At 72.0% G+C, this 22609-nt stretch carries 13 protein-coding genes; 4 read left to right on the top strand and 9 right to left on the bottom strand.

What is annotated here, in order from left to right:
* Positions 1 to 54 precede the first annotated feature (54 nt).
* On the bottom strand, positions 55 to 1317 hold the full coding sequence (locus tag B7C62_26065) for an acetate kinase (GenBank protein ID ARF75329.1): 1263 nt from the start codon (positions 1315 to 1317) through the stop codon (positions 55 to 57).
* Positions 1314 to 3395 (bottom strand): phosphate acetyltransferase, encoded by a 2082-nt coding sequence (locus B7C62_26070; GenBank protein ARF75330.1) that lies wholly within the window; start codon positions 3393 to 3395, stop codon positions 1314 to 1316. The genes B7C62_26065 and B7C62_26070 overlap by 4 nt, the downstream gene beginning before the upstream one ends.
* Before the next feature lie 324 nt (positions 3396 to 3719).
* On the opposite strand from B7C62_26070, the gene B7C62_26075 reads away from it, so the two are divergent.
* Positions 3720 to 4745: a 6-phosphofructokinase gene (locus tag B7C62_26075; GenBank protein ARF75331.1), complete on the top strand. Its 1026-nt coding sequence runs from the start codon at positions 3720 to 3722 to the stop codon at positions 4743 to 4745.
* A gap of 109 nt (positions 4746 to 4854) precedes the next feature.
* On the opposite strand, the gene B7C62_26080 is transcribed toward B7C62_26075, so the two are convergent.
* From B7C62_26080 to B7C62_26090, 3 genes are all read right to left on the bottom strand, one after another.
* The gene (locus B7C62_26080; protein ID ARF77379.1) at positions 4855 to 5478 is read right to left on the bottom strand and encodes a transcriptional regulator; all 624 of its coding nucleotides are present in this window, start codon (positions 5476 to 5478) and stop codon (positions 4855 to 4857) included.
* A gap of 263 nt (positions 5479 to 5741) precedes the next feature.
* Complete coding sequence (locus B7C62_26085) at positions 5742 to 6416, bottom strand: two-component system response regulator (protein ARF75332.1); 675 nt, start codon at positions 6414 to 6416, stop codon at positions 5742 to 5744.
* Positions 6413 to 8086, bottom strand: a complete 1674-nt coding sequence (locus tag B7C62_26090) for a histidine kinase (protein ID ARF75333.1) — start codon at positions 8084 to 8086, stop codon at positions 6413 to 6415. The genes B7C62_26085 and B7C62_26090 overlap by 4 nt, the downstream gene beginning before the upstream one ends.
* A 214-nt stretch (positions 8087 to 8300) precedes the next feature.
* Between B7C62_26090 and B7C62_26095 the strand changes: the two genes are divergently transcribed.
* Both B7C62_26095 and B7C62_26100 read left to right on the top strand, forming a co-directional pair.
* Positions 8301 to 9659, top strand: a complete 1359-nt coding sequence (locus B7C62_26095) for a C4-dicarboxylate transporter DctA (protein ID ARF75334.1) — start codon at positions 8301 to 8303, stop codon at positions 9657 to 9659.
* A gap of 227 nt (positions 9660 to 9886) precedes the next feature.
* The gene (locus B7C62_26100; protein ARF75335.1) at positions 9887 to 11218 is read left to right on the top strand and encodes a peptidase; all 1332 of its coding nucleotides are present in this window, start codon (positions 9887 to 9889) and stop codon (positions 11216 to 11218) included.
* Positions 11219 to 11295: 77 nt separating this feature from the next.
* Here the strand turns inward: B7C62_26100 and B7C62_26105 are convergent, their stop codons facing one another.
* From B7C62_26105 to B7C62_26120, 4 genes are all read right to left on the bottom strand, one after another.
* Complete coding sequence (locus B7C62_26105; GenBank protein ID ARF75336.1) at positions 11296 to 13710, bottom strand: 1,4-alpha-glucan branching enzyme; 2415 nt, start codon at positions 13708 to 13710, stop codon at positions 11296 to 11298.
* Positions 13711 to 13781: 71 nt separating this feature from the next.
* Complete coding sequence (locus tag B7C62_26110) at positions 13782 to 15203, bottom strand: maltokinase (protein ARF75337.1); 1422 nt, start codon at positions 15201 to 15203, stop codon at positions 13782 to 13784.
* 199 nt (positions 15204 to 15402) lie between these two features.
* Positions 15403 to 17109 carry a maltose alpha-D-glucosyltransferase gene (locus B7C62_26115; GenBank protein ID ARF75338.1) on the bottom strand — a complete coding sequence of 569 codons (1707 nt, stop codon included), beginning with the start codon at positions 17107 to 17109 and terminating at the stop codon, positions 15403 to 15405.
* Positions 17106 to 19124, bottom strand: coding sequence for an alpha-1,4-glucan--maltose-1-phosphate maltosyltransferase (locus B7C62_26120; protein ID ARF75339.1), 2019 nt, complete (start codon positions 19122 to 19124; stop codon positions 17106 to 17108). The genes B7C62_26115 and B7C62_26120 overlap by 4 nt, the downstream gene beginning before the upstream one ends.
* 715 nt (positions 19125 to 19839) lie before the next feature.
* Between B7C62_26120 and B7C62_26125 the strand changes: the two genes are divergently transcribed.
* Positions 19840 to 22512, top strand: a complete 2673-nt coding sequence (locus B7C62_26125; GenBank protein ID ARF77380.1) for a glycogen phosphorylase — start codon at positions 19840 to 19842, stop codon at positions 22510 to 22512.
* Positions 22513 to 22609: the final 97 nt, after the last annotated feature.

A 22609-nucleotide genomic window follows, 5' to 3' on the forward strand; every position in this document is an offset into this window, starting at 1 on the left:
AAGATACAAAGGGGCGCGGGGGCGCTCAGTTGTCGACCTGCCCAAGGCCCCGGATCAGGACGAACCGGGCCCCTCGACGAGCGCGAACGTCTGGTCGGCGATCTCCAGCTCCTCGTCCGTCGGCACCACGGCGACCGCCACCCGTGCGTACTCCGGAGAGATCAGCCGCGGCTCACCGGACCGTACGGAGTTGAGCCCGGCGTCCACCGCGAGACCGAACTCCTCCAGACCCGCGATGGCAGCCTCCCGCACCGGAGCCGAGTTCTCCCCGACCCCCGCCGTGAACGCCACCGCGTCCACCCGGCCGAGCACCGCCGCGTACGCGCCGATGTACTTCTTCAGCCGGTGGATGTAGATGTCGAAGGCGAGCGCGGCCCGCTCGTCGCCCTCCTCGATCCGGCGGCGGATCTCCCGCATGTCGTTGTCGCCGCAGAGCCCGACCAGCCCGCTCTTCTTGTTCAGCAGGACATCGACCTCGTCCGTCGACATGCCCGCCACCCGCTTCAGATGGAAGACGACCGCCGGATCGATGTCCCCGGAGCGCGTACCCATCACGAGCCCTTCCAAGGGGGTCAGCCCCATGGACGTCTCCACGCACCGCCCGCCCGCGACCGCCGAGGCGGAGGCCCCGTTGCCCAGGTGCAGCACGATGACGTTGACGTCCTCGGGCGCCCGGCCCAGCAGCTCGGCCGTCCTCCGGGAGACGTACGCGTGCGAGGTGCCGTGGAAGCCGTAGCGGCGGATGCGGTGCGCGTCGGCGGTCTCCACGTCGATCGCGTACCGGGCGGCCGACTCCGGCATCGTCGTGTGGAACGCCGTGTCGAAGACCGCCACCTGCGGCAGGTCCGGCCGCAGCGCCCGGGCCGTACGGATGCCCGTGATGTTGGCCGGGTTGTGCAGCGGCGCCACCGGGACCAGCCGCTCGATCTCCGTCAGCACCTCGTCGGTGATCACGGTCGGCGCGGAGAACCGCAGCCCGCCGTGGACCACCCGGTGGCCGATCGCGGCGAGTTCGGGGGAGTCCAGGCCGAGCCCGTCCGCCGTCAGCTCCTCGGCCGCCGCCTCCAGCGCCGCCGCGTGGTCCGCGATCCGGCCCGTACGCTCCCGGGGCCCGGCGCCGCCGCCGGTCAGCGGGGTGTGCACCAGGCGGGAGGTCTCCTCGCCGATCCGCTCGACCAGCCCGGAGGCGAGCCGCGAGCGGTCGCGCATGTCGAGCAGCTGGTACTTCACCGACGAGGAGCCGGAGTTGAGGACGAGGACGCGGTGCGGTTCCACAGGGGCTGCCGTGCTTTCGTGATCGGGGGCGGGGTTCGTCATGCGGGGCGCTCCTCGCCCTGCGCCTGGATCGCCGTGATGGCCACCGTGTTGACGATGTCCTGGACGAGCGCGCCCCGGGAGAGGTCGTTGACGGGCTTGCGCAGACCCTGGAGCACCGGGCCGACCGCCACCGCGCCCGCCGAGCGCTGCACGGCCTTGTAGGTGTTGTTGCCGGTGTTCAGGTCCGGGAAGATCAGGACCGTCGCCTGCCCGGCCACCTCCGAGTCGGGGAGCTTGGTCGCCGCCACGGTCGGCTCGACGGCCGCGTCGTACTGGATCGGCCCCTCCACCCGCAGCTCCGGCCGCGAGGCCCGTACCCGCTCGGTCGCCTCGCGCACCTTGTCGACGTCCGCGCCGGAGCCGGAGGTGCCGGTCGAGTACGAGAGCATCGCGATCCGGGGCTCGACGCCGAAGCGGGCCGCCGTCACCGCCGACTGCACCGCGATGTCCGCGAGCTGCTCCGCGTTCGGGTCCGGATTGACCGCGCAGTCGCCGTACACGAGGACCTTGTCGGCCAGGCACATGAAGAAGACGGACGAGACGATCGAGGCGTCCGGCTTCGTCTTGATGATCTCGAAGGCCGGGCGGATCGTGGCGGCGGTGGAGTGCACCGACCCGGACACCATCCCGTCGGCCAGGCCCTCCTGGACCATCAGCGTGCCGAAGTAGTTGACGTCCGCCACGACGTCGTATGCGAGTTCCACCGTCACTCCGCGGTGCGCGCGCAGCTGCGCGTACCGCTCGGCGAAGACCTGGCGCAGCTCGGAGGTCTGCGGGTCGATGATCTGGGTCTCGGCGAGGTCGATACCGAGGTCGGCGGCCTTCTTGCGGATCGTGTCCACATCGCCGAGGAGGGTGAGGTCGCAGACATCGCGGCGCAGCAGCACGTCCGCCGCGCGCAGCACCCGCTCCTCGGTGCCTTCGGGCAGCACCACGCGCTTGCGGTCGGAGCGGGCCTGCTCCAGCAGCTCGTGCTCGAACATCATCGGCGTGACCCGGCCGCTGCGGGCCACCGAGATCCGCTCCAGGAGGGCCCCGGTGTCGACATGGCGCTCGAAGAGGCCGAGCGCGGTCTCCGCCTTACGAGGTGTGGCCGCGTTCAACTTCCCTTCGAGGGTGAAGAGTTCGGCCGCCGTGGGGAAGGAGCCGCCGGCCACCGAGACGACCGGGGTCCCCGGTGCGAGCCGGGCGGCCAGCGTGAGTATCTCCTCGCCGGGGCGCTCGTTCAGGGTCAGCAGGATGCCCGCGATGGGCGGGGTCCCGGCGCTGTGCGCGGCCAGCGACCCCACCACCAGGTCGGCCCGGTCCCCGGGCGTCACGACCATGCAGCCGGGCGTCAGCGCGTTGAGCAGGTTCGGCAGCATCGCCCCGCCGAAGACGAAGTCCAGCGCGTCCCGGGCCAGCCCGGAGTCGTCGCCGAGCAGCACCGTGCCGCCCAGCGCGGCGGTGACCTGGGCGACCGTCGGGGCGGAGAGCGCCGGATCGTCCGGCAGTACGGAGACGGGCACCGGCAGCCGGGCCGCGAGCCGCTCGGCTATCACCGCCCGGTCCTCCGGGGCGACCCGGTTCACCACCATCGCCAGCACATCGCAGCCCAGGCCCGCGTAGGCGCGGTAGGCGTTACGGGTCTCGGCGCGCACGGACTCCGCCGTCTGGCCCTTGCCGCCGACGACCGCGATCACCGAGGCGCCGAACTCGTTGGCGAGGCGCGCGTTGAGCGCCAGCTCGTCGGGGAGCTGGGTGGCGGCGAAGTCGCTGCCGAGCACGAGGACCACCTCGTACTCGCGGGCCACCTGGTGGAAGCGTTCGACGAGCAGCGAGACCAGCTCGTCGGTGCCCTTCTCGGCCTGCACGGCGGCGGCCTCGGGGTAGTCCAGACCGTAGACCGAGGCGGGGCTCTGGGAGAGCCGGTAGCGGGCCCGCAGGAGTTCGTAGAGCCGGTCGGGCCCGTCGTGGACCAGCGGCCGGAAGACCCCGACCCGGTCCACCTGGCGCGTCAGTAGCTCCATGACTCCCAGCTCGACGACCTGCCGGCCGTCCCCCCGTTCGATCCCGGTCACGTACACGCTGCGCGCCACGCGTGCTCTCCCGTCGTTGTGCGGTGCCGCGACCGGCGGGTCCGCCCAGGACGTGGGGGGTCTCCCCGTGCTGTCCCCGGCCTTCCGAGGGGTGCGGCATTGGCCTGCATTGCCTCTTGACGATACCTGCGCGGGCCGCTATATCGCCCGCCGGAGGTTCTCGTCCGGTCCTCGCCCCTCTCCTGCCCCGTTTCCCGCCCCCGGCCCGGCCGAAAGCGCGGGGTACGTGCCCGGCGTGGGACAATCGACCTGGTTCAGGGCAGGGGGGCCGCCTCGGTCGGCCTCCTGGAAAAGCGCGACTCAACGAGCAGGAGACACACCTCGATGCGCATCGGCATTCTCACCGCGGGCGGCGACTGCCCCGGCCTGAACGCAGTGATCCGGTCCGTCGTCCACCGGGCCGTCGTCGGCCACGGCGACGAGGTCATCGGCTTCGAGGACGGCTTCAAGGGGCTGCTCGACGGCCACTACCGCCCCCTCGACCTCAACGCGGTCAGCGGCATCCTCGCCCGGGGCGGCACCATCCTCGGCTCGGCCCGCCTGGAGCGCGACCGGCTGCGCGAGGCCGCCGAGAACTGCGAGGAGCTGGCCCGCCGTTACGGCATCGACGCGCTCATCCCGATCGGCGGCGAGGGCACGCTCACGGCGGCCCGGATGCTCTCCGACGCGGGCATGCCGGTCGTCGGCGTCCCGAAGACCATCGACAACGACATCTCCGCCACCGACCGGACCTTCGGGTTCGACACGGCGGTGGGCGTCGCGACCGAGGCCATAGACCGTCTCAAGACGACCGCCGAGTCCCACCAGCGGGTGATGGTCGTCGAGGTCATGGGCCGCCACGCGGGCTGGATCGCGCTGGAGTCCGGGATGGCCGGCGGCGCCCACGGCATCTGCCTGCCCGAGCGCCCCTTCCAGGTCGACGACCTGGTCAAGATGGTCGAGGAGCGGTTCGCCCGGGGCAAGAAGTTCGCGGTCATCTGTGTCGCCGAGGGCGCGCACCCGGCCGAGGGCTCCATGCCGTACGCCAAGGGCGCCATCGACCAGTACGGCCACGAGCGCTTCCAGGGCATCGGCAACCGCCTCGCCGTCGAGCTGGAGACCCGGCTCGGCAAGGAGGCCCGGCCGGTCATCCTCGGCCACGTCCAGCGCGGCGGCACGCCCACCGCGTACGACCGCGTCCTCGCCACCCGCTTCGGCTGGCACGCGGTGGAGGCCGTCCACCGCGGCGACTTCGGCCGGATGACCGCCCTGCGCGGCACCGACATCGCCATGGTCCCGCTCGCCGACGCGGTCACCCAGCTCAAGAGGGTTCCGGTGGACCGGATGGACGAGGCGGAGTCGGTCTTCTAGGACGCCGCGTCACGGGATACGGGTATGGGGTTCACGCCCCGGCGGTCCGGCTCACGGGCTCACGCCCCGTACGGCGTGGGGCTCACGCCCGCGCCGGTCCCGTACGGCGTCACACCCCGGCGGTCCGCCAGAACTGTTCCACCACCCGGGCCAGGAACGCCCGTCCCGCGTCGCCCGTCGACCCGGACCGTTCCTGGCCCGTGCTGCTCCAGCTCAGGGTGGAGACCATCAGGGCCTGGTAGTCGGCGTGCAGCTGCTCCAGCACGTCCTGGATCTGCCCCCGCTCCAGCGGGACGATCTTGGCCACCGGCCGGACGTACGCCTGCCAGCGCGTGGTGACCGCGCTGGTCAGCAGCTCCGCCAGCTCCTCGTCGCGGCCGGTCGCCGTGAGGAACTGCGCGGCCGACAGGCCCAGCGCCCGGCACAGCGCGGCGGACTGCCGTTCGTTGCCCTTCCAGCGCCCGGACTCCTCCATCCGCAGGTACGAGGCCCCAGTCATCCCGAGCTGCCGCGCCAGGTCGTCCACCGAGAGCTCCCGGCTCAGCCGGTGCTCGCGCAGGGTGGTGGCGGCGGCCAGCAGCTCGCCGGGGGCGCACCAGAGCACTCCGGCGAGGGCGGTCAGTTCGCGTTCGCCGGGGGTCGCGACACCGCGCTCCCAGGCGACGACGGTCTCGGCGGGTATGCGGAGCCCGTACTGGGCGGCGAGACCGTAGGCGACATGTCCGGGAGCCATCCCCAGTGCCTCACGGAGTCGTCGTGCGGCGGGGGCGTTGAAGGGCGGGGTGGGGTGCACGGCCCCACCGTAGAAGTCCATTTCCGCCCTGGCTACGGTCCGTCCCTCCCAGAACACGCTTCGTAGGAACCTCCTAGCGTGAACCGAACGACCGGTCCGTAAAAAAGCGCCCCACCAGCGCTTTCCTTACTCGCCCGTACGTTCCGTCGCACCTCCGCGCGCCCTTGCGGAAAGCGCTTGCGGTATGCGTCCGCCGCCCTCGCTCAGCGCCCGCTCGCCAGCCAGCGGTAGTGGAGCTCCGGTCGGCCGACCTGCCCATAATGCGGACGCCGCGCCGCGCTCCCCACGGTCACCAGGTGCTCCAGATAGCGGCGCGCGGTGATCCGCGAGATCCCGAGCCGCTCCCCGGCCGCCGCCGCCGTCACCCCCTCCGCCGACTCCCGCAGGACCCGGGTCACCGCCTCCAGGGTCGGCCCGCTGAGCCCCTTCGGCAGCGCGGCCGGCCCGGTGACCCGCAGCGCGCCCAGCGCCCGGTCCACCTCCTCCTGCCCGCTCGCCTCCCCGGCGGCACCCCGGAACTCCGCGTACCGCATCAGCCGGTCCCGCAGGGTGGGGTACGTGAACGGCTTCAGCACGTACTGCACGACCCCCAGCGACACCCCCTCCCGCACCACCGCGAGGTCGCGCGCCGAGGTCACCGCGATCACGTCCGCCCCGTGCCCGGCGGCCCGCAGCGAGCGCAGCAACCCGAGCCCGTGCCCGTCGGGCAGGTAGAGGTCCAGCAGGAGCAGGTCCACCGGGGTCCGTTCCAGCACCCGGACCGCCTCCGCCCGGGTGTGGGCCACGGCGGCGACCGTGAAGCCCGCGACCCGCTCCACGTACATCTGGTGCGCGTCGGCGGCCACCGGATCGTCCTCGACCACCAGGACCCGGATCACGCGGTCACCTCCGTGGCCGTACGGTCCCCGAGCGGCAGCCGTACGGTGAACCGCGCCCCGCCCTCCGGCGCCCGGTCCAGCTCCACCGACCCGCCGTTGCGGTGCGCCGCCTGCCGCACCAGCGCGAGGCCCAGCCCGCGCCCCGCCCCGTGCGTCGTCCAGCCGCGCCGGAACACCTCGTCCGCCTCCTCGGGGCCGATCCCCGGCCCGGTGTCGGAGACCCGCAGCAGCAGTTCCCGGCCGTCGGCGAGCGCGGTCACGGTGACCCGGGCCCGTCCGGCGCCGCCCTGCGCGGCCGTACGGGGCGCCGGAACGGCCGCCGCGGAGGCGAGGCCGTCCCCCTCCGAGGCCGCGTCCACCGCGTTGTCGATCAGATTGCCGAGGATCGTCACCAGATCCCGCTGGGCCAGCGACGGCGGCAGCGCCCCGTCGTCGATCAGGCTGTCCTCGGCGAGCTCCAGCTCCACCCCGCGCTCGTGCGCCTGGGCCGCCTTGCCCAGCAGCAGCGCGGCCAGCACCGGTTCCTCCACCGCGCCCACCACCCGGTCGGTCAGCACCTGCGCCAGCTCCAGCTCCGCCGTCGCGAACTCCACCGCCTCCGCCACCCGCCCCAGCTCGATCAGCGACACCACCGTGTGCAGCCGGTTCGCCGCCTCGTGGGCCTGCGAGCGCAGCGCCTGCGTGAAACCGCGCTCGGAGTCCAGCTCACCGGTGAGCGCCTGGAGCTCGGTGTGGTCCCGCAGGGTCACCACCGTGCCGCGCCGCTCACCGCCCACCACCGGACGGGTGTTGACGACGACCACCCGGTCCACCGTCAGATGCAGCTCGTCCACCCGCGCCTCCGACGCCAGCAGCGCCCCGGTCAGCGGCGCGGGCAGATTCAGCTCCGCCACCGTCCGGCCGACCGCCTCCGTCTCCGGGCCGAGCCCCAGCAGCTCGCGCCCCGCGTCGTTGATGAGCGCGATCCGGCGCTGCCCGTCCAGCATCAGCAGCCCCTCGCGCACCGCGTGCAACGTGGCCTGGTGGTAGTCGTGCAGCCTGCTCAGCTCGGCCGCGTTCATCCCGTGGGTGTGGCGCCGCAGCCGGGCGTTGATCACGTACGTGCCGATCCCGCCGAGCGCCAGCGCCCCGCCCGCCGCCAGCGCGAGGGCGCCCAGCTGCTCGCGTACCTGCGAGGAGACCCGGTCCACCGTGATGCCCGCGCTGACGAGCCCGATGATCCGGTCTCCGTCCCGTACCGGGGTCACCACCCGTATCGAGGGGCCGAGCGTGCCGGTGTAGGTCTCGGTGAAGGTCGCCCCGGCGAGCGCCTCCTCGGTGTGGCCGAGAAAGGTCTCCCCGATCTGCGAGGGGTCCGGGTGCGTCCACCGCTTCCGGTCGGTGTCCATGATCGTGATGAACGCGATCCCGGTGTCCCGGCGCACCTGCTCCGCGTACGGCTGGAGCACGGCGGAGGGGTCCGGGGTGCGGATGGCCTCCCGTACGGAGGGGGAATCGGCCACCGCCAGCGCCGCCGCCCGCACCTGCCGGGCCGCCGTCCGCTCGGCCTGCGCGGAGCCGGAGACGTACGCGAAGACCGCGCACCCGGCCACCACCGCGGCGATCAGTACGACCTGCATGGCGAAGAGCTGCCCGGCCAGGCTGCGGGGTCGGGTACGGGGGAGGCGCATGGCCACAGTCTGCCTCGCCGGAGCGGGCCGCTCCCAGTGGCTCGAAAGCATCGGCGAACAGCGCCCCGTGAACGATATGAACGCAAGGGTGACCGGGGTCACAGGGCGGTGGATAGTCACCGGAGCCCCCAGGGACGGGGGAGCCCCCACAGACGAGAGAGCGCGGCCCCCAGGGACGGGGCGCACGCCCTGATCCGAGCCGAGGAGCCCCACCATGGCTGTGGCAGCCAAGAAACGGGACCGTACCCACTACCTGTACATCGCCGTGATCGCCGCCGTGGCGCTCGGCATCCTGGTGGGCTTCGTCGCCCCCGGGGTGGCCGTCGAGCTCAAGCCCATCGGCGCGGGCTTCGTGAACCTGATCAAGATGATGATCTCGCCGATCATCTTCTGCACGATCGTGCTGGGCGTCGGCTCGGTCCGCAAGGCGGCCAAGGTCGGCGCCGTCGGCGGACTGGCGCTGGGCTACTTCCTGGTCATGTCGACCGTCGCCCTCGCCATCGGCCTGCTGGTCGGCAACTTCCTGGAGCCCGGCTCCACCCTCCACATCACCGAGCAGGCGCGGGCCGCGGGCGAGGCACAGGCGTCCGGCGCCAGCGAGTCCACGGTGGACTTCCTGCTCGGCATCATCCCGACCACGATCGTCTCCGCCTTCACGGCGGGCGAGGTGCTCCAGACCCTGCTGGTCGCGCTGCTCGCGGGCTTCGCGCTCCAGGCGATGGGCTCGGCGGGTGAGCCGATCATCCGGGGCATCACCCACATCCAGCGGCTCGTCTTCCGTATCCTCGCCATGATCATGTGGGCCGCCCCGGTCGGCGCGTTCGGCGCCATCGCGGCGGTGGTCGGGGAGACCGGGCTCGACGCCCTGAAGTCCCTCGCGATCATCATGATCGGCTTCTACCTGACCTGCGCCCTCTTCGTCTTCGTGGTGCTCGGCGCGATCCTGCGCCTGGTCGCCGGGGTCAGCCTGATCGCCCTGCTGAAGTACCTGGGCCGCGAGTTCCTGCTCATCCTCTCCACCTCCTCGTCCGAGTCCGCCCTGCCCCGGCTCATCGCGAAGATGGAGCACATGGGGGTCAGCAAGCCCGTCGTCGGCATCACCGTCCCGACCGGCTACTCCTTCAACCTGGACGGCACCGCGATCTACCTCACGATGTCCTCGCTCTTCATCGCCAACGCGCTGGGCGACCCGCTGAGCGCGAGCGAGCAGATCTCCCTGCTGATCTTCATGGTCATCGCCTCGAAGGGCGCGGCGGGCGTGACCGGCGCGGGCCTGGCGACCCTCGCGGGCGGGCTCCAGTCGCACCGCCCCGAACTCGTGGACGGGGTCGGCCTGATCGTCGGCATCGACCGCTTCATGAGCGAGGCCCGCGCGCTGACCAACTTCGCGGGCAACGCGGTCGCCACGGTCCTGGTCGGCCACTGGACGAAGGAGATCGACAAGGAGCGCGTCGGCCGGGTCCTCGCCGGACAGCTCCCGTTCGACGAGCGGACGCTGGTGGACGACGGCCACGGCGCCCCCGCCGACGTACCCGAGCCGCGCGAGAAGGCGGCCGAGCCCGCCAAGGTCTGACGGGCCCTTTCAAGCCACTGCGAAACCCCCCACCCAAGGACACCCGTATCCCCCGGTACGGGTGTCCTTGCGCTCCCCGCACACGGAAACCGTCCGCGTACGAAGCCACTCACGTACGAAGTCATCCGCGTGCCCCGCACAACCATTCGCCGCCGGAACATGTCTTCCGGGTGAACAACCGCACTGCCCCCGTGGGCAGTCGACCGTCAACCGACCGAGGGATTTTCATGGGGATCGCCGTTTCCGGCCGCCGTACGCCGCTGAGCGGAGGTGCGGTGCTCGCATCCGCCGCCCTGATCGCGCTGACCGCCACCGCACCGGCCCAGGCCGCCGGGACCGGACCCGATCTCGGGGTCGGCGCTCTCACCCCCGTCACCGGGATCGCTCCGGGCGGCACGTTCGGGCTGCCGGTGAGCGTGCTGAACAAGGGGACGGAAGAGGTGCCCAAGGTCTATCTGAGCTACTCCTTCTCCGTCGGCCTGGAGACCGCCGAGACCTACTCCAACTGCGTCTACTTCAGGATCAACTCCTACGACGAGCGGCCGGAGCGGAACGAGGCCCTCTGCACCCTCGACCAGCCGCTGAAGCCCGGTGTGCTGTACGGGACGGAGAAGCCGCTCGGCCTCAAGGCGGGGGCGGACGCGCTGTACGACCGCGCGGGGTACTCGGTGTCGGCGGACAAGCCGGCCCCCGACGACGGCGGCGAGAGCGAGCACGTACCGGGGACCGGCGCGCCCCTGAAGCTGGTCGAGCGGGGAGAGGCCACCGAGGCCGACCGGGCCGCCCACCCCGACTCCTCCGTGGGCGCGGACGTCACGGCGGTCAACACCGCAGACTTCGCCCTGACCGGCGCCGAGCTCAAGGGCAAGGTGGGCGACAAGGTCACCGCCCAGGTGAAGTTCACCAACAAGGGCCCCGCCTGGGTGATGGGCGAACGGGACACCAGCGTCACCACCGTCGACGTACGCATCCCGGCCGGAGTCACGGTCACCAAGGCCAACGGCTTCTGCACCCCGGTCACCAAGACGCACTACACGTGCGGGACCAGCCAGGCGTGGGTGGACCCGACAGACGGTGCGACCTACCCCTTCGTGCTCCGCATCGACAAGGCCGTCGGCCGCACGACGGGCAAGGTCTCCTTCGCGGGCCCGGCCCGCCCCTTCGACAAGAACGCGGCCAACGACACCGCCGAGATCGTGGTCGAGACCGGCGAACCGGCCACCACGGGCGGCACCGCGTCCACCGGCGGTTCCGGCACCTCGGGCGGCTCGGCCAGCTCCGGCGGCTCCACCGGTTCCGACGGCGGTACGGGCTCCACGGGCGGCTCGACCTCCGGCTCCTCCGGCTCCACGGCCACGGGCGGCACCACCGGTTCGGACTCCACCACCTCGGGCAGCGGCTCGACGACCGGCGGCACCACCCCGCAGACGGGCGGCAACCTGGCGGCGACCGGCTCGGACTCCACCCTGCCGGTCGCGGGCGCGGCGGGCGCGGCGGTGCTCGCGGGCGCCGGACTGTTCTACGCGATGCGCCGTCGCACGGCGGCACGCAAGGGCTGACCGCTCCTCACGGAAGGGGGCCCGTCCCGTGTCGGCCATGACACGGGACGGGCCCCTTCCTTGTGCGGCTCAGACCCTCACGCGGGCCGGAACCACACCGTCGCCAGCGGCGGCAGCGTCAGGGAGATGCTGGCCGGGCGGCCGTGCGCGGGCACCGCCTCCGCCTTCAGCGGCTCCTCGTTGCGGACGTCGCTGCCGCCGTAGCGGTCCGCGTCCGTGTTGAGGACCTCGACCCAGCCCTCGGTCCCGGTCTCCGGCACCCCGAGGCGGTAGTCGTGGCGGACCACCGGGGAGAAGTGGGAGACCGCCAGCAGCGGGGAGCCGTCGGCGTCGTAGCGCAGGAACGCGAAGACGTTGTCCTCGGCCGCCCCGCCGTCCACCCAGCTGAACCCCTCCGGCACGGTGTCGCGCTGCCAGAGGGCGGGCACCGCCCCGTACACCGCGTTGAGATCGCCCACCAGGTTCCGCACCCCGCGGTGGTCGCCGGACGCCTCGTACGTCGGGTCCAGCAGCCACCAGTCCGGGCCGTGGCCCTCGGACCACTCGGCGCCCTGGGCGAACTCCTGGCCCATGAAGAGGAGTTGCTTGCCGGGGTGGGCCCACATGAAGCCCAGGTAGGCGCGGTGGTTGGCGCGCTGCTGCCACCAGTCGCCGGGCATCTTCGCCACCAGCGCCTGCTTGCCGTGCACCACCTCGTCGTGCGAGATCGGCAGCACGTAGTTCTCGCTGTACGCGTACACCATCGAGAACGTCATCTCGTTGTGGTGGTACTTGCGGTGCACCGGCTCCTTGGACATGTAGACCAGCGAGTCGTGCATCCACCCCATGTTCCACTTCAGCCCGAAGCCCAGGCCGCCGCTGTCGGTGGGCCGGGTGACGCCGTCCCAGGCGGTGGACTCCTCGGCGATGGTGACGACCCCGGGGTTGCGCCGGTAGACGGTCGCGTTCATCTCCTGGAGGAAGGCGACCGCGTCCCAGTTCTCCCGCCCGCCCTGGTCGTTGGGCGCCCACTGGCCGTCCTCGCGGGAGTAGTCCAGGTAGAGCATCGAGGCGACCGCGTCGACCCGCAGCCCGTCGATGTGGAACTCCTCGCACCAGTAAGTGGCGTTGGCCACCAGGAAGTTGCGGACCTCCGTGCGGCCGTAGTCGAACTCCAGCGTCCCCCAGTCCGGGTGCGCGGCCCGGCGCGGGTCGGAGTGCTCGTACAGCGGCCGGCCGTCGAACTCCGCCAACGCCCATTCGTCGCGCGGGAAATGGGCCGGGACCCAGTCCATGATGACTCCGATGCCCGCCCGGTGCAGGGCGTCCACCAGGAACCGGAAGTCGTCCGGGGAGCCCATCCGTGAGGTCGGCGCGAAGAAGCCGGTGACCTGGTAGCCCCAGGAGCCGCCGAAGGGGTGCTCCGAGACCGGCATCAGCTCGACATGCGTGAAGCCGAGCTCCTTGACGTAGGAGGGGAGTTGGGCCGCAAGTTGACGGTACGTCAGTCCCGGTCGCCAGGAGGCGAGGTGGACCTCGTAGACGGAGAACGGGGCCTCGTGCACCGGGCGGTCGCCCCGGTGCGCCATCCAGTCTGCGTCCTGCCACTCGTGGTGCGCGGCGGTGACGACGGAGGCGGTCGCGGGCGGGACCTCGGTGTGCCGGGCCATCGGGTCGGCCCTGACCGTGTGCGAGCCGTCCGGGCGGCAGATGTCGTACTTGTAGAGCGCGCCCTCGCCGATCCCGGGCAGGAACAGCTCCCACACCCCGGTCGAGCCGAGCGAACGCATCGGGAAGCCCGTGCCGTCCCAGTAATTGAAGTCACCGGTGACCCGCACCCCGCGCGCGTTCGGCGCCCAGACGGTGAACCGGGTCCCGGCCACCCCCTGGTGGACCATCGGCTCCGAGCCGAGCGCCCGCCACAGCTCCTCGTGGCGCCCCTCCGCGATCAGATGCAGGTCCAGCTCGCCGAGCGCGGGCCAGAAGCGGTACGGGTCGTCCACCTCGATGGTGTTGTCGTCGTACGCGACCCGGAGCCGGTACACGGGAACCTCGGGCACCGGCAGCACCCCGGAGAAGAACCCGTCGCCGTCGTCGTGCAGTTCGGCCCGCACCCCCTCGGCCAGCACCGTGACCGAGCGGGCGAACGGGCGCAGCGCCCGGACCAGCACCCCGCCCGGGATCGGCCGGGCGCCGAGCACGTCGTGCGGCGCGTGGTGGTCACCGGCCAGCAGCCGCCCCCGGTCGGCGGGGTCCAGGGCCGGGGCTGGACGCGCGCTCCCGCCGTCGCCGCCCTGCCGGGGGCGCGGCGGGACGGCCTCCGTACGCCGGGGGCGGGCGCGCTTGGCGGGTGCGGCGGCCGTGGTGGCGGTCTCGGCTTCTACAGAAGCGGAAGCGGCGGCGGGCACGGGCTGCTGCGCGGTCTCCACGGCCTCGGCGGGGGCCGTGACGGTGGCGTCGGCGGCTGCGGACTTCGAGCGGGATGCCTTACGGGACGGCTTGCGGGCGGTCACAGGGACTGCCTCCTCGGAGGGTGAAGGGAGAGAAAGCGCGGGGCGGAGGGAGAGGGAGAGGTCGGAGGGGCTCAGGCCGCTGCGGACTGGGCCAGGCGCTGGATGGCGGCCATCGGGACCGGCAGCCAGTCGGGGCGGTGCCGGGCCTCGTACACCACCTCGTACACCGCTTTGTCGGTCTCGTGGGCGCGCAGCAGCTCCGGTTCACCGCGCGGGTCGGTGCCCGAGGCGAGCGCGTACCCCTCGCAGTAGGCGGCGCGGCAGCGGGCCGCCCACTCGGGGTTCCACGGGCGGTGCGAGCGGGCCGCGTAGTCGAAGGAGCGCAGCATGCCCGCCACATCCCGTACCGGGGGTGCCGGGCGGCGGCGCTCGTCCAGCGGGCGGGCCGGTTCGCCCTCGAAGTCGATCAGCGACCAGAAGCCGTCGGGGGAGCGGAGCGCCTGGCCGAGGTGGAGGTCGCCGTGCACCCGCTGCTGCGCCCAGCCGCTGCCCCGGTGGCCGAGCGCCGTCACGGCGTCGAACGCGGTGCGCAGGGCGGGGACGTACGGGGCGAGCGCGGGCACTGCCTGGGCGGCGGCCTCCAGGCGCTGGACCATCTGGGAGACCAGCTGCCGGGTCTGTGTGCCGTGCAGCGCGGGGGTGGGCAGGGCGGCGGCGAGCGCGGTGTGCACCTCGGCGGTGGCCCGGCCGAGCGCCCGCGCCTCCGGGACGAAGTCGCGGCCCGCCGTGAGGGCGGTCAGGGCGAGCTGCCAGCCGTCCCGGGCCCCGTACAGGAAGGGCTGGAGCACACCGAGGGTGAGCGGTTCGGGGCCGGGGGCCTCGAACCAGGCGATGGGTGCCGGTACCCGTTCGCACCCCTCGCGGGCCAGGGCGAGCGGCAGCTCCAGATCCGGGTTGGCACCGGGGAAGACCCGGCGGAAGATCTTGAGGATGTACGCATCGCCGTAGACGAGCGAGGAGTTGGACTGTTCGGCGTCCAGTACCCGGGGCGGCAGCCCGGCCGGGATGGCGGCGGTCCGCTCGAAGCGGAGGGTGCCGAGGGTGCCGGGGCGGCGGAACCGTTCCAGCAGGAGGTCCGCCAGACGGGGGTCGTGCAGCGCGTCGTAGACGGTCCGCCCGGCCAGCGGTCCGCGCTCGACGCGGCCGATCAGCGCTCCGGCGAGCGTGGTCGGCAGTGATGTCCTTACGCCCAGCAGGAGTTGGTAGCAGTCGTCCGCCGCGGGAGCCGACGGTGACGGCTGCTGGACCCGGACCAGGAGGTGGAGCAGGCCCGGTCCGGCCGTGCCGTCCAGCGGCAGCATCTCGGTGGCCGACACCAGGCCGAAGCCGGTGACCGGCCGGCCCTTTCCGGCGAACCACCGCTGCCGGGGCAGCCATTCATGGAGCAGCGGTGCGAGGGACGGCAGCAGGGAGCCGTCCGCCGTACTGCTTGGGTTCGCGCTGTTCCTCGTGCTCTTCGCCAGGGCGACGTGAGGGGATGCAGCCTCCGACATGGCATCGCGTCCTTTCCCCGGGCACACCACAGGATGCGAAGAGTGTCCCGGATTGCGGCAATGGCTGTCCGGCTGTGCGGGACGTGTCGGGAGAGGAAGGTGCTTACGGACTCGAACGGCCGAACGCAACGGCCGGGTTCTGGGTCAGAGTGCCCCGTGCGGGACGGCGGAAACCGTCCCGCACCGGGCCGCCGCCGGATCAGGCCGGCGGCGCGTCCTTGCGCAGCCGGAACCAGTAGAAGCCGTGTCCCGCCAGGGTCAGCAGGTAGGGCCACTGGCCGATGGCCGGAAAGCGCACCCCGCCGATCAGCTCCACCGGATGGCGTCCGGTGAACGACCGCAGGTCCAGCTCGGTCGGCTGGGCGAACCGCGAGAAGTTGTGCACGCACAGGACGAGGTCGTCCTTGTACTCACGGGTGAACGCCAGCACCGCCGGGTTGGACGAGGGCAGCTCGGTGTACTCGCCCAGCCCGAAGGCCGGATTCTGCTTGCGGATCTCGATCATCCGGCGGGTCCAGTGCAGCAGCGAGGACGGCGAGGCCATCGACGCCTCCACGTTGGTGACCTGGTAGCCGTAGACCGGGTCCATGATCGTGGGGAGGTAGAGCCGCCCCGGATCGCTGGAGGAGAAGCCCGCGTTGCGGTCGGGCGTCCACTGCATCGGGGTGCGTACCGCGTCCCGGTCGCCCAGCCAGATGTTGTCGCCCATCCCGATCTCGTCCCCGTAGTAGAGGATCGGGGAGCCGGGCAGCGACAGCAGCAGCGCGGTGAACAGCTCGATCTGGTTGCGGTCGTTGTCCAGCAGCGGGGCCAGGCGGCGGCGGATGCCGATGTTGGCGCGCATCCGCGGGTCCTTGGCGTACTCCGCGTACATGTAGTCGCGCTCTTCGTCCGTGACCATTTCGAGGGTCAGCTCGTCGTGGTTGCGCAGGAAGATGCCCCACTGGCAGTTCTTCGGGATCGCCGGGGTCTTGGCGAGGATTTCGGAGACCGGGTAGCGGCTCTCGCGGCGCACCGCCATGAAGATGCGCGGCATGACGGGGAAGTGGAACGCCATGTGGCACTCGTCACCGCCCGCCTCGTAGTCGCCGAAGTAGTCGACGACGTCCTCGGGCCACTGGTTGGCCTCGGCGAGGAGCACGGTGTCCGGGTAGTTGGCGTCGATCTCCTTGCGGACCCGCTTGAGGAAGTGGTGGGTCTCGGGGAGGTTCTCGCAGTTGGTGCCCTCGCGCTGGTAGAGGTAGGGCACCGCGTCGACCCGGAAGCCGTCGATGCCGAGGTCCAGCCAGAACCGCAGGGCCGCGAGGATCTCCTCCTGGACCGCCGGGTTCTCGTAGTTGAGGTCCGGCTGGTGGGAGAAGAAGCGGTGCCAGTAGTACTGCTTGCGCACCGGGTCGAAGGTCCAGTTCGACGTCTCGGTGTCGACGAAGATGATCCGGGCGTCCTGGAACTGTTTGTCGTCGTCCGCCCAGACGTAGTAGTCGCCGTACGGCCCGTCCGGGTCGGTGCGGGACTGCTGGAACCACTCGTGCTGGTCGCTCGTGTGGTTCATGACGAAGTCGATGATGACGCGCATGCCGCGCTGGTGGGCGGCGTCCACGAACTCGACGAAGTCGGCGAGGTCACCGAACTCCGGCAGGACCGCGGTGTAGTCGGAGACGTCGTAACCGCCGTCTCGCAGGGGGGACTTGAAGAACGGTGGCAGCCAGAGGCAGTCGACACCGAGCCACTGGAGATAGTCCAGCTTGGCGGTGATGCCCTTGAGGTCGCCGATTCCGTCGCCGTTGGAGTCCTGGAAGGACCGGACGAGCACCTCGTAGAAGACGGCGCGCTTGAACCAGTCGGGATCACGGTCCTTGGCGGGAGTGTCCTCGAACGTGTCGTGGACGGGCTCATTGACGATCATGGTGTGGGTGACCCTCCGGTCGGCGGGGACGGTCGCAGGACGGCGATGTGCGCGGGCGTGATGCCCGGCTCTAGGCGCACATAGAAGGCCCTGCCCCAGTGATAGGTGTCGCCGGTGAGCTGATCGCGCACCGGTACGCGCTCGTGCCCCTGAAGGCCGAGCCGCTCCATGTCCAACGAGACCGTGGCCTCCTGGGTGTGGTGAGGGTCGAGGTTCACGACCACCAGAACGGTGTTCGAACCCGAGCGCTTGCTGTAGACGAGCAGCGACTCGTTGTCGACGTGGTGGAAGTGGACGTCACGCAGCTGCCGGAGCGCGGGGTTGTGGCGTCGGATGCGGTTGAGCGAGGTGATCAGGGGGGTCAGCGTGCGGCCCTCACGCTCGGCCGACTCCCAGTCCCTCGGGCGCAGTTCGTACTTCTCCGAGTGCAGGTACTCCTCACTCCCCGGCTTGGCCGGGGTGTTCTCGCACAGCTCGAATCCGGCGTACACGCCCCAGCTCGGGGAGAGGGTCGCGGCGAGCACGGCCCGCGCCTCGAAGGCCGGGCGGCCGCCGTCCTGGAGGTACCCCGGCAGGATGTCCGGGGTGTTCACGAAGAAGTTGGGCCGCATGTACGAGGCGGCCTCGCCCGCCAGCTCCGTGACGTACTCCGTCAGCTCCCGCTTGGTGTTCCGCCAGGTGAAGTACGTGTACGACTGCTGGAACCCGACCGCGCCCAGGGTGTGCATCATCGCCGGGCGGGTGAACGCCTCCGCCAGGAAGATGACATCGGGGTCGGTGCCGTTGATCTCCGTGATGACCTTCTCCCAGAACACCACCGGCTTGGTGTGCGGGTTGTCGACGCGGAAGATACGTACGCCGTGGTCCATCCAGAAGCGCAGGACCCGTACGGTCTCCGCCACCAGACCGCGCATGTCCTGGTCGAAGGCGATCGGATAGATGTCCTGGTACTTCTTCGGCGGGTTCTCGGCGTACGCGATCGAGCCGTCGGGGCGGTGGTGGAACCAGTCCGGGTGGTCCTTCACCCACGGGTGGTCCGGCGAGCACTGGAGCGCGAAGTCGAGCGCGATCTCCATCCGCAGGTTGCGGGCCGTCTCCACGAAGTGGTCGAAGTCCGCCAGCGTCCCCAGCTCCGGGTGGACGGCGTCGTGCCCGCCGTCCGGCGAGCCGATCGCCCACGGCACGCCCGGATCGTGCTCACCGGCCGTGAGGGTGTTGTTCGGCCCCTTGCGGTGGGTGGTCCCGATCGGGTGGATCGGGGGCAGGTACACGACATCGAACCCCATGGCGGCGACCGCAGGCAGCCGCTCGGCCGCGGTCCGGAACGTGCCGCTCACCAGCCGGGCCGGTGCGTCCGGCGAGGTGTCGGCCGGGTCCACCGGTACCCGCTTCGCCCCCTCCGAGCGCGGGAACAGCTCGTACCACGACCCGTACAGCGCCCGCTCGCGCTCCACGCGCACCGCCAGCGGCTTGGAGCGGGTGACCAGTTCGCGCAGCGGATGCCGGCCGAGGACCGCCTCGGCGGCCGGGGTCCAGGCGGCGGCCAGCCGGGCGGCCGGGGAGTGCGCGGTGTCCCGCAGCGCGTCCACCGCCGCGAGGACCGCCTCCCGGCCGTTCTTCTTCGGCACGCCCGCGGCGGCCCGCTCCAGCAGGGCCGCGCCCTCCGCCAGCACCAGATCGGTGTCGATGCCCGCCGGGATCTTGATCGCCGCGTGGTGGCGCCAGGTGGTGACCGGATCGCTCCACGCCTCCACCGTGTACGTCCAGCGCCCCTCGGCGGTCACCGTCACCTCCGCGCCCCACCGGTCCGTGCCCGGGGCCAGCTCGCGCATCGGGGTCCACGGCCCGACCCGTCCGCTCGGATCGCGCAGGACGACATTGGCCGCCACCGCGTCATGGCCTTCGCGGAAGACGGTGGCGGTGACCTCGAAGGTCTCACCGACGACGGCCTTCGCCGCCCGTCTGCCGCAGTCGACGAGGGGACGGACGTCCAGGACGGGAATACGACCGATCATGGAATCACCTGAGGGCTGGAGGAGCTCGGAGTGCACGGGGGACGGCACGGACGCGGAGGACCGACCGCGCGTGCCGCGAAGATGGGGATCTGTCCTTTGTAGCTGCTCAGCTGTCGGCTGACGGGCTGTGGGCATGGCCGCTCCTGTCCGCATTCACTCGAATGGCACTCGAATGGGTGGGTCGCGGGGGTTTCATGCATGTTTCGGGTGCACCGGGAAGGCGTGCGGGCCGGGTCCGGCTGCGTACCGGGGCGTACGCGGAAAGCCTTCCCCGCGCTCGTTCACGGGAAATCCGGCGCTGTGTTAACTACTCGGTCGTAACCATCCGGTTCGCGCCCCGGCGCGCGCCCCGGTCCGGTCCGGTCGCGCCCGGCGCGTGCGCCCCGGTGGGCGTACGGGCCGAAGCGCCCTTACAGGTTCCGGATACCCGCTAAGCGGCGCCACACGGCAGCCTTCCCTGTGACCGGAAGGTCCACAAGGCTGCGTACGGGAAGGAAATCGGCCAAACCCGCAGGTGAAGGGTGGGGTGGGGGAGGGCTGACGGGGCGTGTGGTGTTCCTGTGGGGCGGCGCGCGCGGGCCGCTTCCGGCCCCGGTGAGCCGTCCGCGCGCCGTGGCCGGGAGCCACGGCCGGCCGCTACCGTCGAGGGTGACGGAAGGGCGCACACCGTCGTGCGTCCCCTCGGATGCGCAAGTCCCCTGTAAAGGTGGAGTACGTGAAGGCCATTCGTCGATTCACCGTGCGTCCTGTCCTCCCCGAACCCCTCCGACCCCTCCACGACCTCGCGCGCAACCTGCGCTGGTCGTGGCATACCGAGACCCGCGAGCTGTTCCGGTCCGCCGACCCCGAGGGGTGGCGGCCCGCGGACGCCGACCCCGTACGGCTGCTCGGCTCCCTGACCGCCGGGCGCCTGGCCGAACTGGGCCGGGACGAGGAGTACCTGGGCCGCCTGGCCGAGGTCTCCGCCGACCTCAAGGAGTATCTGGACGGCCCCCGCTGGTACCAGGAACAGCAGGCGGCCGGTGCGGAACTCCCCTCCGCCATCGCCTACTTCTCACCCGAGTTCGGCGTCACCGCCGCCCTGCCCCAGTACAGCGGCGGCCTCGGCATCCTGGCCGGTGACCACCTCAAGGCCGCCAGCGACCTGGGCGTCCCGCTCATCGGCGTCGGCCTGCTCTACCGCCACGGCTACTTCCGCCAGAGCCTCTCCCGCGAGGGCTGGCAGCAGGAGCACTACCCGGTCCTCGACCCCAACGAGCTCCCGCTCGACCTGGTCCGCGAGGCCGACGGCACCCCCGCCCGGGTGGTGCTCGCCCTGCCCGGCGGACGCTCCCTGTACGCCTGCATCTGGCTGGCCCGGGTCGGCCGCGTCCCGCTCCTCCTGCTCGACTCCGACGTCGAGGAGAACGCCCCGGGCGAACGCGATGTCACCGACCGGCTCTACGGCGGCGGCAGCGACCACCGCCTGCTCCAGGAGATGCTGCTCGGTATCGGCGGGGTGCGCGCCGTACGCACCTGGTGCAGGCTCACCCGGACCCCGGAGCCGGAGGTCTTCCACACCAACGAGGGCCACGCGGGCTTCCTCGGCCTGGAGCGCATCCGCGAACTGGCCGCCGAAGGGCTCGACTTCGAGGCGGCCCTCGAAGTGGTCCGGGCCGGGACCGTCTTCACCACCCACACCCCGGTGCCCGCCGGGATAGACCGTTTCGACCGGCAGCTGATCGCCCGCCACTTCGGCGAGGACGGCGAGCTGCCCGGCGTACCGGTGGAGAAGATCCTGCCGCTGGGCCGCGAGACCTACCCCGGCGGCGAGCCCGAGCTGTTCAACATGGCGGTGATGGGGCTCCGGCTCGCCCAGCGCGCCAACGGCGTCTCCACCCTCCACGGGGCCGTCAGCCGGGAGATGTTCTCCGGGCTCTGGCCGGGCTTCGACCCCGCCGACGTGCCGATCACCTCCATCACCAACGGCGTCCACGCCCCCACCTGGGTCGCCCCCGAGGTCTTCCGCCTCGGCGCCGGACAGGTCGGCACCGGCCGCGCCCACCAGGTCCTGGCGGGCGGACCGGTGACGGACGGCGGCACCGAGCAGCAGCCCGGCACCCCGCGCCGCTGGGACGCGGTGGGCGGCATCGGCGACCGGGACATCTGGGAGCTCCGCCGCGAGCTGCGCGGACAGCTGGTCACCGAGGTCCGCCGCCGCCTCTACGCCTCCTGGCGCAGGCGCGGCGCGGGCACCGCCGAACTGGGCTGGATCGACGACGTCCTCGACCCGGAGATCCTGACCATCGGCTTCGCCCGCCGCGTCCCCTCGTACAAGCGTCTGACGCTCATGCTGCGCGACCGCGACCGGCTGCGGGAGCTCCTCCTGCACCCGACACACCCGATCCAGATCGTCGTCGCGGGCAAGGCCCACCCCGCCGACGACGGCGGCAAGCGGCTGGTCCAGGAGCTGGTGCGGTTCGCGGACGACCCGCGCGTACGCCACCGGATCGTCTTCCTGCCGGACTACGGCATGGGCATGGCGCAGAAGCTCTACCCGGGCTGCGACGTCTGGCTCAACAACCCGCTGCGCCCGCTGGAGGCGTGCGGCACGAGCGGGATGAAGGCCGCGCTCAACGGCTGCCTCAACCTCTCGGTGCGCGACGGCTGGTGGGACGAGTGGTTCGAGCCGGACTTCGGCTGGGAGATCCCCACCGCCGACGGCTCGGCGGTCGACGAGGACCGGCGCGACGAGCTGGAGTCGAATGCCCTGTACGCCCTGATCGAGGACCGGGTCGCCCCGCGCTTCTACGACCGGGGAGCGGAGGGGCTGCCGGACCGGTGGATCGAGATGGTCCGCTCGACCCTGGTCAACCTGGGGCCGAAGGTGCTCGCGGGGCGGATGGTGCGCGAGTACGTGGAGCGGCTGTACGCCCCTGCCGCGCTCTCCCGGCGGGCGCTCGGCCCGGCGGTCGCGCGGGACCTCGCGGAGTGGAAGGCGAAGGTCCGGGCGGCGTGGCGGGAAGTCTCCGTCGACCATGTGGAGTCGGTCACCGACACGGTGGCGGGCGGCTCGGCGGAGCTGGGGGCGACCCTCTCGCTCCGGGTGCGGATCGCGCTCGGCGGGCTGGAGCCGGACGATGTGGAGGTCCAGGTGGTCGCGGGCCGGGTGGACTCGGCCGACGCCATCGCGGACGCCCAGGTCTTCCCGCTGAAGCCGGCGGGCGGCCAGGACCTGGAGGACCGCTGGCTGTACGAGGGCCCGCTCGCCCTGGACCGGACGGGACCGTACGGCTACACCGTGCGCGTCCTGCCCTCGCACGAACTGCTGGCCTCCGGCGCCGAGCTGGGCCTGCTCGCGGTGCCGAACGAGGCGACGGGCGAGGGCGCGGGCGTGCTGATGCGCTGAGCGTGTCCCGTACGGACGGGAGAACGAACGGCCCGGCAGGGGAGCAGAACCCCTGCCGGGCCGTTCGTCTTCATCCGGTGGTGCGGTGATCCCGTGG

Origin of the sequence: Kitasatospora albolonga (genome assembly GCA_002082585.1) — a bacterium.
GTDB classification, from domain to species: Bacteria; Actinomycetota; Actinomycetes; order Streptomycetales; family Streptomycetaceae; genus Streptomyces; species Streptomyces stephensoniae.